Annotated in this window: 13 protein-coding genes; 6 read left to right on the top strand and 7 right to left on the bottom strand. The window is 62.3% G+C overall.

From position 1 onward, the window contains the following. Positions 1-14 precede the first annotated feature (14 nt). From glcF to ROSMUCSMR3_RS08835, 4 genes are all read left to right on the top strand, one after another. Entirely contained in the window at positions 15-1,337 is a 1,323-nt protein-coding gene (gene glcF, locus ROSMUCSMR3_RS08850; protein ID WP_081507090.1) for a glycolate oxidase subunit GlcF, read from the top strand. Between the two features lie 65 nt (positions 1,338-1,402). Continuing rightward, a complete protein-coding gene (locus tag ROSMUCSMR3_RS08845) occupies positions 1,403-2,206 on the top strand; it encodes a trypsin-like serine peptidase (protein ID WP_081507089.1) in 804 nt (267 codons plus the stop codon). Beyond that, positions 2,203-3,024, top strand: coding sequence for a trypsin-like serine peptidase (locus ROSMUCSMR3_RS08840; RefSeq protein ID WP_081507088.1), 822 nt, complete (start codon positions 2,203-2,205; stop codon positions 3,022-3,024). The genes ROSMUCSMR3_RS08845 and ROSMUCSMR3_RS08840 overlap by 4 nt, the downstream gene beginning before the upstream one ends. A gap of 138 nt (positions 3,025-3,162) precedes the next feature. Beyond that, a complete protein-coding gene (locus tag ROSMUCSMR3_RS08835) occupies positions 3,163-3,630 on the top strand; it encodes an Hsp20 family protein (RefSeq protein ID WP_081507087.1) in 468 nt (155 codons plus the stop codon). A gap of 52 nt (positions 3,631-3,682) precedes the next feature. Here the strand turns inward: ROSMUCSMR3_RS08835 and ROSMUCSMR3_RS08830 are convergent, their stop codons facing one another. Next, complete coding sequence (locus tag ROSMUCSMR3_RS08830) at positions 3,683-4,924, bottom strand: META domain-containing protein (protein ID WP_081507086.1); 1,242 nt, start codon at positions 4,922-4,924, stop codon at positions 3,683-3,685. 73 nt (positions 4,925-4,997) lie between these two features. Then, on the bottom strand, positions 4,998-6,470 hold the full coding sequence (locus ROSMUCSMR3_RS08825; protein WP_081507085.1) for an NAD-dependent succinate-semialdehyde dehydrogenase: 1,473 nt from the start codon (positions 6,468-6,470) through the stop codon (positions 4,998-5,000). Positions 6,471-6,559: 89 nt separating this feature from the next. On the opposite strand from ROSMUCSMR3_RS08825, the gene ROSMUCSMR3_RS08820 reads away from it, so the two are divergent. Continuing rightward, a complete protein-coding gene (locus ROSMUCSMR3_RS08820) occupies positions 6,560-7,348 on the top strand; it encodes an alpha/beta hydrolase (RefSeq protein ID WP_081507084.1) in 789 nt (262 codons plus the stop codon). A gap of 87 nt (positions 7,349-7,435) precedes the next feature. Further along, a complete protein-coding gene (locus tag ROSMUCSMR3_RS08815) occupies positions 7,436-8,668 on the top strand; it encodes an MFS transporter (protein ID WP_081507083.1) in 1,233 nt (410 codons plus the stop codon). Here the strand turns inward: ROSMUCSMR3_RS08815 and ROSMUCSMR3_RS08810 are convergent. The 5 genes from ROSMUCSMR3_RS08810 to ROSMUCSMR3_RS08790 are packed head-to-tail and all read right to left on the bottom strand — an operon-like array spanning position 8,665 to position 13,060. Beyond that, the gene (locus tag ROSMUCSMR3_RS08810; protein ID WP_081507082.1) at positions 8,665-9,588 is read right to left on the bottom strand and encodes an alpha/beta fold hydrolase; all 924 of its coding nucleotides are present in this window, start codon (positions 9,586-9,588) and stop codon (positions 8,665-8,667) included. The genes ROSMUCSMR3_RS08815 and ROSMUCSMR3_RS08810 overlap by 4 nt on opposite strands. Beyond that, entirely contained in the window at positions 9,585-10,502 is a 918-nt protein-coding gene (locus ROSMUCSMR3_RS08805) for an ornithine cyclodeaminase family protein (protein ID WP_081507081.1), read from the bottom strand. Before ROSMUCSMR3_RS08805 ends, ROSMUCSMR3_RS08810 begins: the two co-directional genes overlap by 4 nt. Positions 10,503-10,517: 15 nt before the next feature. Next, entirely contained in the window at positions 10,518-11,489 is a 972-nt protein-coding gene (locus tag ROSMUCSMR3_RS08800) for a DMT family transporter (RefSeq protein ID WP_081507080.1), read from the bottom strand. A gap of 10 nt (positions 11,490-11,499) precedes the next feature. Further along, the gene (locus ROSMUCSMR3_RS08795) at positions 11,500-11,952 is read right to left on the bottom strand and encodes a YaiI/YqxD family protein (protein ID WP_081507079.1); all 453 of its coding nucleotides are present in this window, start codon (positions 11,950-11,952) and stop codon (positions 11,500-11,502) included. Between the two features lie 22 nt (positions 11,953-11,974). Next, a complete protein-coding gene (locus ROSMUCSMR3_RS08790; protein ID WP_081507078.1) occupies positions 11,975-13,060 on the bottom strand; it encodes a CaiB/BaiF CoA transferase family protein in 1,086 nt (361 codons plus the stop codon). Positions 13,061-13,073 lie beyond the last annotated feature (13 nt).

Genomic DNA, 13,073 nt, shown 5'->3' with positions numbered 1-13,073 from the left:
GAAAGTAGAGATAGATGAAAACTGAATTCACCGCCGAACAGCTTGAAAATCCCAAGATTGCCCGCGCCAATGAGATTTTGCGCTCTTGCGTGCATTGCGGGTTTTGCACCGCCACGTGCCCGACCTATCAGGTTCTGGGCGATGAGTTGGACAGCCCGAGAGGGCGCATTTACCTTATCAAGGACATGCTGGAAAATGACCGCGTGCCGGATGCCAAGACGGTCAAGCATATTGATCGCTGCCTGTCCTGTCTGGCCTGCATGACCACCTGCCCCTCTGGCGTGCATTATATGCATCTGGTGGATCAGGCGCGCGAATATATCGAAGAGCGCTATAAGCGGCCCTTGGGGGATCGTGCGCTGCGCTGGATTTTGGCGCGTATCCTGCCCTATCCGATGCGATTTCGGGTGGCGCTGTTGGGGGCCAAGATCGGGCGGCCCTTTGCGCGGCTGATGCCTGATGCGCGGCTGCGCGCGATGCTGGAAATGGCCCCAAAGCAGGTGCCGCCCGTAAGCCGCAATGACGATCCGCAAACCTTTGCCGCGCAAGGTACGCGCAAAAAGCGGGTGGCGTTGATGACGGGTTGTGCGCAAAAGGCGCTCAACACCGATATCAACGATGCCACGATCCGGTTGCTCACGCGGCTGGGATGCGAGGTGGTGGTGGCTGAGGGCGCCGGCTGTTGTGGGGCGCTGACGCATCATATGGGAAAAACCGACGAGAGCCACGCGACGGCAGCCAAGAACATCAAAGCTTGGGCGCGTGAGATGGATGGGGCTGGCCTTGACGCCATCGTCATCAACACCAGCGGTTGCGGCACCACGGTCAAGGATTACGGCCATATGTTCCGGCATGAGGCGCTGGCAGCAGACGCCGCGCGCGTGAGCGCGATTGCCATGGATGTGAGCGAAATCCTGATGAAGCTCGATCTGCCGCAAGGCGCGGATAAGGAGATGGTCATCGCCTATCACGCCGCCTGTTCGCTGCAACATGGCCAAAAGATCAAGACCTATCCCAAGGATCTGCTCAAGCGGGCCGGGTTCGCGGTTGTGGAACCGGCAGACAGTCATCTTTGCTGTGGGTCGGCGGGCACTTATAACCTGATGCAGCCCGAGATTTCCAAGCAACTCAAGGCGCGCAAGGTGCGCACGCTGGAGGCCAAGAACCCGGACGTAATCGCCGCAGGCAACATCGGTTGCATGATGCAAATCGGTTCAGGGACGGGTATTCCGGTGGTCCACACGGTCGAGTTGCTGGATTGGGCCACGGGGGGACCAAAGCCGCCCGCCATGAACCGCGCGGCCCAAGGCATGACCGGGGTTCCGATCCTGCGCTGATCCGGTCATAATCTGGCCCAAAACCCGTGCTATTCGGCAAGGGAATTGAGCGGGACAAAGACCTTATGCTGCGTATCATCACCTTTCTCTTGTCGGTCTGTGCGGCGGGTGCGGCGCTATCGCAGGATAGCCGCCTGCAACGTCTGGATGTCGGCGACGAGGCCCGCGACTGGGAGGCCGTGGGGCGGCTGGAATTGGCCCGGCGCGGATTTTGCACCGGGGCGCTGGTGGCACCCGATCTGGTGCTGACGGCGGCGCATTGCCTGTTTGACAAGGAAACTGGTGCGCGGATTGATCCTGCACGGATCGAATTCATGGCCGGGTGGCGCAATGGGCGCGCGGCGGCCTATCGCTCTGTTCGGCGCGCGGTGACGCATCCCGATTATGCACCGGCTGCTGATGTGACTGCAGAGCGCGTGCGCAATGACGTGGCGCTGCTCGAATTGCATCACCCGATCAACAACACGCGCGTCACCCCGTTCGAGACGGATGAGCGCCCGCGCAAGGGGCAGAAAATTGGCGTGGTCAGCTATGCCCGCGACCGATCAGAGGCCCCATCCCTGCAAAACATCTGCGAAGTTCTGGCGCGTCAGGATGGTGTTCTTGTGATGTCATGCGATGTCGATTTCGGATCGAGCGGCGCGCCGATCTTTAGCTTTGAGGGCGGTGTGCCGCGCATTGTTTCGGTTGTCTCAGCCATGGCCGAGGTAGAGGGGCGCAAGGTGTCGCTTGGCACGCAGTTGACCGATCCGCTTCGGGTGCTGCAAGACGCCCTTGATGGTGGCGCTGGCGTGTTTCAGGAGGCCGCACCCAAGATGTTCACCTCGGGTATTCGCCGCGATACTGGCGCGAAATTCGCCAAGCCATGACAGGCTGGCGCACTGGCCTTGCGGCGCTGGTTGCCCTGATGCTGTGCCCGTCGGGTGCGATGGCGCAGACGAGTGGCCTTATTCGGTTGACGGACCGCGATGACCTGTTCGGCTGGGAGGCGGTGGGGCGTGTCGATCTTGGGCGTGATGGTTATTGCACAGGCGTTCTGATCGCCCCTGACCAAGTGCTGACGGCAGCGCATTGTGTCTATGATCGCGCCCAGCGTGCTATCGGCGCTGACGTCATTCAGTTTCGCGCTGGTCTGCGCGATGGTGTTGTGATCGCGGAGTCTGGCGTGGCCCGCTATGTGGTTGCCCCGGGATATGATCCGGCGGCGGGTATGCAGGCCGAGAACGTCCGGCGCGATGTCGCACTCTTGCAGTTATCCGCGCCCATTCCCGCAGCCCTAGCTGCGCCCTTTCACCTTGCGGGCACCCTCGCACCCGGTCAGCGCGTGAGCGTTGTCTCTTATGGCCGCGACCGCGACAAGGCCCCGTCATGGCAGCGCGAATGCGGTCTTTTGTGGCGGTCCCAGGGGGTGATGGGGTTTGACTGCGCGGTGATCAACGGTTCATCCGGTGCGCCGGTTTTTGCGCGGGATGGTGGGCGGGCGCGTATCCTGTCGTTGGTCAGCGGTGGCAATTGGGACGGGGGCGAAAGCCGCGCCTATGGTATGGACCTGCCCGAGATTGTGGCGCAGCTGAAACAGGATCTGCGTGCGGCGGCCTCGCGCCCCCTCGCGGCGAATCCGGGGTTTCGGCGCGTGACGGTAGGCGGGGATGCGGCGGCATCCGGGGCGAAATTCGCGCGGCCCTAAGGGCCGTAGCGGGGTCTTGACAGCCGCCGTAGCACTTCCCAAATCAAGAGCGTTCCGGTGCCGCAGGATGGGCCGGACAGATTGCCTGTCCCCAAAGGGGAAGGCGCCAACTTGGTATCGCTCAATGGAGGATGACCCATGCGTAATTTTGATCTAGCCCCGCTCTATCGCGCCACTGTCGGTTTCGACCAGATTGCCGACCTATTGGATCGTGTGATGTCCAGTGACGTGGCCCAGCCGACCTATCCGCCCTATAACATAGAAAAGACTGCTGATGATGCCTATCGCATCTCGATTGCCGTCGCGGGTTTTGCCGCCGATGATCTGGGTGTTGAGGTCAAGGAAGGCTCACTTGTCGTCTCGGCGCGCAAGAGCGATGAGGAAGCGGGCCGCACCTATCTGCATCGTGGTATTGCGACGCGGGCGTTTGAACGCCGGTTCCAACTCGCGGATCATGTGCGGGTGATCGGCGCCACCCATGCCGATGGGATGCTGCATATCGACCTGCGCCGCGAGGTGCCTGAGGCGCTGAAACCGCGCCGGATTGCGATTGCCAGCGGTGATGTCGTGACCAAGGATGTGGTCGATGTCGACAAGGTGAACTGAACCTGAAGCTATGCCTGCGCCCGGTCAGAGCAGTCTGGCCGGGCGTTGCTGCTCAGGGCCGCCGCGCCTCGATCAGCACGCCATCCGTTGCGCCGCCGATCAGGCGCAGCGCGCCATCCTCGGCGATATCGAACCGCGTCACCTGTTCCAGCGCATCGAGCATGCGGCGTTCTTGCTCCATCAGAGGTTCGGGGCAGGCCATCATCGTGCTCCCCATGGCACCAAACTGTAGCCCCTCGCCCGTCAATGTATAGCCGCCCACCAGACGGTTACAGCCAGAGCTGCCCGCGACGCGCCCAGGTGTGATGAAGTTGAGGGTCAGGCGTTCCGGCTCGATCAGCGGGGTCTCACCCAGCACTGTCACCTGCCAAGAGGGCCCTGTCAGAAGGTCCTCGGGCGCGCCCCCACATCCGCTAAACTCTCGCTCGCCAAGGGTTAACTGTGCCGCATCGGGGTGGGGCATGCCGGTGGCATCGTCGCGGCAGATGCCTTCGCGGATGGTCAGTTGCGCCGCAATCTCGGGCATGTCAAACACGTAAGCGCCGGGCAAAACCTGCACATCCGGGCGCGGCAGGCTATGGGTGATCTCGCCGTAATCGGCGGTAATCTCTGCGTTTTCTGCGGTTAGCACAACAGACCACCCCGGTTCATTTCCGCCGGCACGATAGCTTTGTTGTTGTGGCGGCGGCACCTCTTGGCATTCGGGCAGATCACGCCCTTCCAGCCGGAGCATGGCCATATCGCCCTTGTTCCAGAACTCTGTTTCTGGCTCTTTGATACCTTCGAACCGGGCACCTGAGGCAGAGATGACCTGTTTCATCGGGATATCGCGCCCTTCGGCGCGCAGCACCGTTTCTTCGCCCAGGATTCCGAAAGAGACCGTGGTATCGCCACAGATGAAATCAACCGCAAAGGCGAGCGCCGTCACCGGCTCTAATATCAGCTCACCGAGATCAACCGGCTCCGTTCCATCAGCAAAGGGCAGATCCCTCAAAAGCCAGCGGGGTTGGTTGTTAACCCGGATCACCGCACTCAGCCGCCCGGACAGGTTGGCAGGCACCGTCATCTCGAAGGGCAGCGGCACCTGTTTGCCATCCGCGTCCAGCGTCACCTCGCCCAGCATGGCCCCAAACCGCCCCTCGGCCACAACCACGGCGCGGGCATCGGGGGGCAGGGCTATCCGTTGCAGATAGCCGACTGCGCCGGAGACAAGGCGGGCTTCGTCGTTCTGCGCCTGCACCGTGGAGGCGCAGACCACAGCCATCAGGCCGGCCAAAAGGAAAAAGCGGGGCATTGCCGGCCTCCTTTGCTTCAAGACTTGGTCACATCCTAGCGAGGGACCTGACTTTGGTCGAGTGCCGCTTTGGTCAGATGCTCATGCAAATGTATTTCATTTCGAGGAAGTCCTCGATCCCATGATGGCTGCCTTCTCGGCCAAGCCCGGATTGCTTGACCCCCCCAAAGGGCGCAACCTCGGTCGAGATGATGCCGGTGTTGACTCCGACGATCCCGTATTCCAGCGCCTCGGCCACTTTGTAGACGCGGCTGAGGTCCTTGGCGTAGAAATAAGAGGCGAGACCAAAGATCGTGTCATTGGCCATGGCGATGACGTCATCCACGCTCTCGAACTTGAAGAGGGGGGCCAGCGGGCCGAATGTCTCGTCGGAGGCAAAGGCCATATCCTGTGTGCAGCCGGTGACGATGGTCGGGGGCAGGAAAAAGCCTGCGCCTTGCACCGGCTCGCCGCCTCCCAAAATGACCGATGCGCCTTTTGCCTTGGCGTCGGCCACATGCTCTTGCACCTTGACGATCGCATCGGCGTTGATAAGCGGGCCTAGGGCCACACCGTCGTCCATCCCGTCGCCCATCTTGAGCTTTTCCACCGCAGCCTTGAGCTTGGCGGCAAAGGCGTCATAGACCCCGGCCTGCACATAGATGCGGTTGGCACAGACGCAGGTCTGACCGTTGTTGCGGAATTTGCACAGGATCGCGCCCTCGACCGCCGCATCAAGATCGGCATCGTCGAACACGATGAAGGGCGCGTTGCCGCCCAATTCCATCGAGCATTTCATCACTTGATCGGCGGCTTGGCGCAACAGGATGCGCCCCACTTCGGTCGAGCCGGTAAAGGTGATCTTGCGCACGGCCGGGTTCTCGCAGAATTCCTTGCCAATTTCAGAGGCGCGCGAGGAGGTGACGATGTTGAACACGCCCGCTGGAAGACCCGCACGCTCGGCCAAAAGGCCCATTGCGGTGGCCGAAAGCGGGGTTTCCGCCGCCGGACGCCCGACAAAAGAACACCCCGCCGCAAGTGCCGGAGCAGCCTTGCGGGTGATCATCGCATTGGGAAAATTCCACGGTGTGATCGAGGCGACGACGCCGATGGGCTGCTTGATGACGGTGATGCGCTTGTCGCGCTGATGGCCGGGAATGGTCTCGCCATAGATGCGCTTGGCCTCTTCGCCAAAGAATTCGATGAAGGAGGCCCCATAGCCCACTTCGCCTTTGGCTTCGGTCAGGGGTTTGCCCTGTTCGGCGGTCAGGATCACGCCCAGATCATGCTGGTTTTCCATCATCAGATCAAAGAAACGGCGCAGGACGGCGGCGCGTTCTTTGCCGGTCCATTTCGCCCATTCCTTTTGCGTGGTCTCGGCGGCGGCAATGGCACGGGCCACCTGCGCACGGCTAAGATCGGCCACATGCGCGATGACGTCCCCGCGCGCGGGGTTCGTGACCTCGAAGGTGCCATTATCGCCATCCACCCACTCGCCATTGATATAGGCCCGCTCGCACAGCAGGCTGGGGTCCTTGAGCATGGATTTCAGGTCGGTCTTGGTCATTGCGTTTCCCTCTTGGCATGGCTTTTATCTCGCCATGACAGACCAGCTTGGGCTAGGAATGTCTAGGGCCAGATAGGGAGGAATACGCCGTGGAACTGGACGATGCCTATGCAAATGTGCCCTATATTCCGGGTGGGGCACAATATCCGGCACGCTGGACCGTGGCCGCCGAGGCGTTTCGTGCCAAGTTGAGCGCGGAGCGGCGCGCAGAGCTTGGTCTGGCCTATGGCGAAGGTGCGCGGCAGGCATTTGACCTGTTTCACCCCAAAGGGGCGGCACGGGGGCTATGCGTCTTTGTGCATGGCGGCTATTGGCTGCGGTTTGATCGGTCGCTCTGGTCGCATCTGGCGGCAGGACCGCTCGCACGCGGTTGGGCGGTGGCCATGCCCTCTTATGATCTCTGCCCCGAGGTGCGGATTGCCGACATCACCCGACAGATTGCCCGCGCGCTCTGCGTTCTGGCCGCACGCCATGAGGGGCCGCTGGCGCTGGTTGGGCATTCTGCGGGCGGGCATTTGGTGGCGCGGATGGCGGTGCCGGGGGTCTTGCCGGGTGACGTGGCCGCACGGCTCAGCCATGTCATGCCCATCTCGCCGGTCTCGGATCTGCGCCCCTTGCTGGAAACCTCGATGAATGAACACTTCCGGCTGGACCGGGCGACGGCAGAGGCCGAGAGCCCGGCGCTTATGCGGCCCTTGTCTGTGCCAGTCACGGTCTGGGTTGGCTCTGATGAGCGGCCCGTGTTTCTGGATCAGGCGCGATGGCTGGCAGAGGCGTGGAATGCGGGCCATGAGATTGCTGCCGGGCGGCACCATTTCGACGTGATCGAGGCCTTGACCGATGCGAATAGCCGCATGGTGTCACAACTCCTCGGGTGATGCAAAACGTGATGCGGCCCATCACAAAGCCTGAATTGACGCCTCTTGCGATTAGCCTAGAGTGCCGGGATAGCGCGCGAGGATCCAATGCCGAAATCCGCCCCCCTGATTACCCCCGTTCTTGTGGCGGGTTGCACCATTATTCTGATTTCCTTTGCGATCCGCGCCTCGTTTGGCGTGTTTCAGATTCCGATTGCGACCGAGTTCAATTGGCCCCGCGCCGAGTTTTCGCTGGCCATCGCGATCCAGAATCTTGCGTGGGGCTTTGGCCAGCCGATTTTTGGCGCGCTGGCCGAAAAGATCGGCGACCAAAAGGCGATCATTCTGGGCGCGCTGACCTATGCGGCGGGTTTGGTGCTGTCGTCCTTTGCTGTCACGCCAGAGGCGCATCAACTCTATGAGATTCTCGTGGGTTTTGGCATTGCGGGCACCGGATTTGGCGTGATCCTCGCCGTGGTCGGGCGGGCAAGTTCGGACGAGAACCGCTCGATGAGCCTCGCCATTGCCACTGCTGCGGGATCGGCGGGGCAGGTGTTTGGCGCGCCTCTGGCAGAATTCATGCTCTCGCTGATGACATGGCAGAGCGTGTTCCTGATCTTTGCCGCCGTGATCATCGCGGTTTTGGCGATGCTGCCGCTGATGCGCGCGCCCGCCCCGGTGGACCGCACGGTGATCGAGGAATCGATGGGCACGATCCTGCGCCGCGCCTTTCGCGATCCCTCCTTTACCCTGATCTTTCTCGGATTTTTCAGTTGCGGTTATCAACTGGCCTTTGTCACCGCGCATTTCCCGGCCTTTGTCACCGAGATGTGTGGCCCTATCCTGCCCGGTGGGGCGCTGCATAATATTGGCATCACCACCACCTCGGCGCTGGGCGCTGTGGCGATTTCGATCATCGGTCTGGCCAATATCGCGGGCACGCTGACGGCAGGATGGCTGGGCAAGCGCTATTCCAAGAAGAACCTGCTGGCGGGTATCTATCTGGGCCGGACGCTGATTGCAGCGGCGTTCATCATGACGCCAATTACGCCTGCGACGGTATTGCTTTTTTCGGTCTCGATGGGGGCTCTGTGGTTGGCGACCGTGCCTCTGACATCCGGTCTCGTCGCGCATCTTTACGGGTTGCGCTACATGGGCACGCTCTATGGGATCGTGTTCTTTTCCCACCAGCTTGGCAGCTTTATGGGCGTCTGGCTGGGTGGCAAGATGTATGATCTTTACGGGAATTATACGATGGTCTGGTGGATTGGTGTGGGTGTCGGCGCCTTCTCGGCCATCGTCCACCTGCCGATCAAGGAGCGGCGGTTGCAGGCAGCTTAATCGCGCATCAGATCACGCAGCGCGGTCAACACCGCGTCGGCGTGGGTATAGGTCAGGCCATGGCCCGCGCCCTCGATCACCTCTTGGCGGGCGTTTCGGTTGACCTCGGCCAGTCGCGCCATGCTGCGCAGCGGGATAACGGTATCTTCGCGCCCCCAGATCGCCAGCACGGGCAGGCGGCTTTCGGCGATATCCGCATGCTCTTCGGTCAGATCCTCTGAGACCATCCCACTGATGGAACGGGCGACCGCGGGCACAAAGCCGCGAGTGCGCAGTTGGGCCTGTTGCAGATCGACGATGCCCGGAACGCTGGAGGGCAGATGCCGCTCTGCCTCGCAGCCTTTGCGAAAGCTGCGCGGAAAGCCGGCAAGCATCAGCCATTGCGCAAACCAGCCGCCGCGCGCCACCCGTTCTGCCAGCGGTCCCAGATCATGCCCAAAGCCCGCAGGTGCAATCAAAATGAGCGCGCGCAGGCGCTCGGGATGCAGGGCGGCAAAGGCCGTGGCAATCGCGCCGCCCATGGAATAGCCCAGAAGCGTAAAATCGCCTGTAATGCCCTGATCCTCGAGCAATTCCTCAAGCTGGTTGATGAAAAAGGCGCTGTCCTGCGGGCCATCTGGCCTATCGCTATAGCCGCGCCCATAAAGGTCATAGACCAGCACGCGATAGCCAAGTTTGCCCAATCCCGCCGCGATGCCCTGCCAGACAAAAGAGGGCGTGGTCAGACCATGCACACAAACCGCCACCGGCCCGCGCGTGGCCCCCAGCCAGCGATAATGCGTGATCCCACGTGAGAGATGGGCAAAGTCGCCGGGGGCATGTTTGCGGAGCCTGTCATTCATCACAGGCTTCATCGCTTCGCGCAGAAACGGGGCGGCGATGAGCAGCCCCACAAGGATCAAAAAGCCAAGCCAGATCATGCCGCCGCCCTCCAGGCGTCGAGAATATAGCGGCTTGTCATCAGGTCGAGATGCGCGCCGCCACCATTTTTGAACAGGGTGATATCTTTGGGCGATTGTCGCCGGAAGCGTTCAGGCTGGTAGAAATCTGCAATCAGGTGATCCCGGGTGATCGCCCCGGTGTCCAGTGGCGTCTTGATCTCGCCGATATGATCCACTGTGGTGTCGAAACTATCGACAAACACCCGCGCTCGGGCGATGGCGGCATCATCCGCTTCGCGCATATCGGGGCGATAGGCCCCGATCAGGTCAATGTGCTGACCGGGGCGCAGCCAGCCCCCCTTGATCAGCGGATCGCTGGACATGGTGGCAGAGGTGACGATATCCGCCGCGCGCACCGCTGTTTCCAGATCCTCGGCTACGCTCATCCCCTCACACTCTGCCGCCATCGCCTCGGCATTGGCGCGGGTGCGGTTCCAGATGCTGAACCGCGCCTGCGGAAAGACCGCGCGATAGGCCTGCCAAAGCGAGCGGCCCACGGTGCCCGCGCCGACAATCAGGATGGTTTCGCTATCGGGCCGCGCCAGCCGCGTGGCAGCATAGAGGCTGTCACCGGCGGTTTTCCACTTGGTCACAAGGTGGAAATCAACCAGCGCCTCGAGCGTGCCATCGCTATCGGAATAGAGATTGACCGCCCCGTTGATCATGGGATCGCCCCGCTCTGGATTGCCCGGAAAGATCGTGGCGGATTTCACCGCGAGCCCCATGCCGTCAATCCATGCCGCGCGATTGAGAAGCGTATCGCGGCCCCGGTAGAGCAGCGTATCGGCAATCTCGGCCTTGGGCAGGCGGTGCCCTGCCTCGAACGCAGCACAGAGACCGAGCCAGTCCAGATGCGCCTCGCCTTGGGCAAAAGGAATGATCGTCAGGCTCATGCGTTTCTCCTGTGTTTAGCGGCGATAGGTCGGGGCTTTGGCGGCCAGCGTCGCATCCTTGACCGACTCGCGCCACAAGAGATAGAGCCCAGAGCCCACAATCAGGGCAATTCCGATCCAAGCGGTCGCATCGGGCCAGGTGCCAAACACCGTCACCCCCCACATGATCGCCATCGGCATGGCGACATATTCAAAGGGCGCGGCAAAGGCGGCCTCGGACAGCCGGTAGGCCTGAGAGATGAAGAGACCCCCCAACATGCCGGATATGCCAAGCATGATCAGGATCGGCCAATCCCCCGGCGCGGGCCAAACCCAAGCGCGGAACAGGAATTCAAGCGACGGATGCCCCATCCCGGCAAAGCGCCCATCGCCAAAGCTGAGGCCGATGACCGTGCTGGCGATGATAAAGGTAAGCTGGATGTAGAAGGCCATGGTTGGCGCGCTCTCGGTGCCGCCGATCTTGCGCGCGAGGATATGCATGACGGCGTAGAGAAACGCCGCCGCAATGGGCAAAAGCGAGGCCAGTTGAAACGCCGCTGTGCCCGGCTTGACGATCACCAAAACGCCCAGAAACCCCACGGCAATGGCCGCCCATCGCCGGGTGCCGACGCTCTCGCGCAGGAACAGCACCGAGAACACGGTGATCACCAGCGGCGAGACAAAGAACACCGCCACGGCATCGGCAATCGGCATTGCCGCCAGACCCAGAAAGAGACAGGTATTGGCGCTAACCACGCAGAGGCCGCGCAAAAGGTGCATTTTCGGGCGGCGCGTGCGGATAAGGGCCAGACCGCCCGCAAAAGGCATGACAAAGGCCACAAAAGCCGCCATGCCCACCAGTGCCCGGATAAATACCACCTGATGCAGGGCATAGCTATCCGAGAGAAACTTGATCCCCACATCGTTGAGCGAAAAACACAGCACCGCCGCCAGCGCATAGCCAGCGCCGATCAGGTTGGAACGCTGAATGGTTGCGGCGGTGGTCATGGGACGTCCTTTAGATGTTACGGGCCGCAGCCCGCACCGCCCGTTCCAGAGCGTCCAGAAAACGCGAGCGGTCGGCCTTTGTAAACCCTTTGCCGCCGCCTTGGCGAAAGGGGTCTGCGGCGCGCAGGTCGGCCATGAGGTCGCGCGTGGCGAGCACGTTGCCGATGTTGGCCCCCGTCAGCGCCTCGCCGTTGTGTTTGAGCACCAGCGCGCCCGCTGCCACGCATTTCGCGGCCAAGGGGATATCCCCGGTGATGACCACATCGCCTGTCCCCGCGCGCTCGGCGATCCACATATCGGCCACGTCGGGGCCGTCGGGCACAATCACCATCTCGACAAGCGGATTGCGCGATGGGCGCAGACCGCCGTTCGAGACCACAAATATCCGCAGCCCGTGCCGCGTGCCGACACGCTCGACCTCGTCCTTGACTGGGCAGGCATCAGCATCGACGTAAATGGGCATAGGGCGGTCCTTTTGCCTAGGGTCAGAGGGGCGCATCAAGCCAAGCGCGAATTTCGGCGCTGTGCTCTCCGCGTGTGGGTGGTGGGGCGACGCTGTGGCGTTGACCGTCAAACCGGGGGGCGGGGGTGGGGCTAAGGCCGCCACCATCCTCCTGCCAGACGCCACGCGCTGCCATATGCGGATCTTGTGCGGCCTGATCGGGGCGCAAAACCGGCGCGACGCAAGCATCCGACCCGGCAAAGACCTCGGCCCAATGTGCCAGCGGCTGCGCGGCAAAGAGGGCGGCCAATCTGGCCCCCTGTTCGGGCCATTGCGCGCGGTCGTGCTGCGCCGCGAGATGAGGATCGTCCGATAGGCCAAGGCGGGACAGGAACGCGGCGTAGAACTGTGGCTCAAGGCATTGCACCGTGAGCCAGCCGCCGCACGCGCAGGCGTAGACGCGGCTCCAATGTGGGCCATCAAGCAGGCTTTGACCGCGCGTCATGCTGAGGTTACCGGTGGGCATCATCGACATCAAAAGCGCCATCATATGCGCCGAGCCATCGACAATGGCCGCATCCACCACGGTGCCCTGTCCGGTGCGCGCGGCGCGGATCAGACCTGCCAGCATCCCGGCCAAAAGATAAAGCGCGCCGCCGCCCACATCGCCCACAAGGGTAGCGGGCGTCTGCGGCGGTGTACCGGGCGCGCCCGCATACCAGAGCGCGCCGGAGGTGGCGATATAGTTGAGATCATGCCCCGCCTCATGGGCGCGCGGCCCGTCCTGCCCCCAGCCGGTCATGCGCCCATAGACAAGGCGCGGGTTGGCGGCCTGCATCGTCTCTGGCCCCAGACCCAGCCGCTCCATCACGCCGGGGCGAAATCCCTCGATCAGCGCATCCGCGCGTTCAATCAGGGCGCGGGCAATGGCGATATCCGCTGTGGTTTTAAGATCCAGCACGATGGACCGCTTGCCACGGTCGAGCAAGTTCTTGGCGCCCGCCACGGGATTGCCGGCACCGGGGCGGTGGATCACGATCACCTCTGCGCCCATTTCGGCCAGCATCATCGTGGCAAAGGGCGCGGGCCCCAGCCCTTCGAATTCCACCACGCGCAGACCTGACAGCATCTTTGCCCCAATC

It is taken from the genome of Roseovarius mucosus (genome assembly GCF_002080415.1).
GTDB classification, from domain to species: domain Bacteria; phylum Pseudomonadota; class Alphaproteobacteria; order Rhodobacterales; family Rhodobacteraceae; genus Roseovarius; species Roseovarius mucosus_A.
This window is presented reverse-complemented; position numbering and strand designations above follow the sequence as displayed.

What these genes read in the sequence shown, in the direction of transcription:
- glcF (WP_081507090.1), top strand. Translation starts at nt 15, where the DNA reads ATGAAAACTGAATTCACCGCCGAACAGCTTGAAAATCCCAAGATTGCC.
- ROSMUCSMR3_RS08845 (WP_081507089.1), top strand. Translation starts at nt 1,403, where the DNA reads ATGCTGCGTATCATCACCTTTCTCTTGTCGGTCTGTGCGGCGGGTGCG.
- ROSMUCSMR3_RS08840 (WP_081507088.1), top strand. Translation starts at nt 2,203, where the DNA reads ATGACAGGCTGGCGCACTGGCCTTGCGGCGCTGGTTGCCCTGATGCTG.
- ROSMUCSMR3_RS08835 (WP_081507087.1), top strand. Translation starts at nt 3,163, where the DNA reads ATGCGTAATTTTGATCTAGCCCCGCTCTATCGCGCCACTGTCGGTTTC.
- ROSMUCSMR3_RS08830 (WP_081507086.1), bottom strand. Translation starts at nt 4,924, where the DNA reads ATGCCCCGCTTTTTCCTTTTGGCCGGCCTGATGGCTGTGGTCTGCGCC.
- ROSMUCSMR3_RS08825 (WP_081507085.1), bottom strand. Translation starts at nt 6,470, where the DNA reads ATGACCAAGACCGACCTGAAATCCATGCTCAAGGACCCCAGCCTGCTG.
- ROSMUCSMR3_RS08815 (WP_081507083.1), top strand. Translation starts at nt 7,436, where the DNA reads ATGCCGAAATCCGCCCCCCTGATTACCCCCGTTCTTGTGGCGGGTTGC.
- ROSMUCSMR3_RS08810 (WP_081507082.1), bottom strand. Translation starts at nt 9,588, where the DNA reads ATGATCTGGCTTGGCTTTTTGATCCTTGTGGGGCTGCTCATCGCCGCC.
- ROSMUCSMR3_RS08805 (WP_081507081.1), bottom strand. Translation starts at nt 10,502, where the DNA reads ATGAGCCTGACGATCATTCCTTTTGCCCAAGGCGAGGCGCATCTGGAC.
- ROSMUCSMR3_RS08800 (WP_081507080.1), bottom strand. Translation starts at nt 11,489, where the DNA reads ATGACCACCGCCGCAACCATTCAGCGTTCCAACCTGATCGGCGCTGGC.
- ROSMUCSMR3_RS08795 (WP_081507079.1), bottom strand. Translation starts at nt 11,952, where the DNA reads ATGCCCATTTACGTCGATGCTGATGCCTGCCCAGTCAAGGACGAGGTC.
- ROSMUCSMR3_RS08790 (WP_081507078.1), bottom strand. Translation starts at nt 13,060, where the DNA reads ATGCTGTCAGGTCTGCGCGTGGTGGAATTCGAAGGGCTGGGGCCCGCG.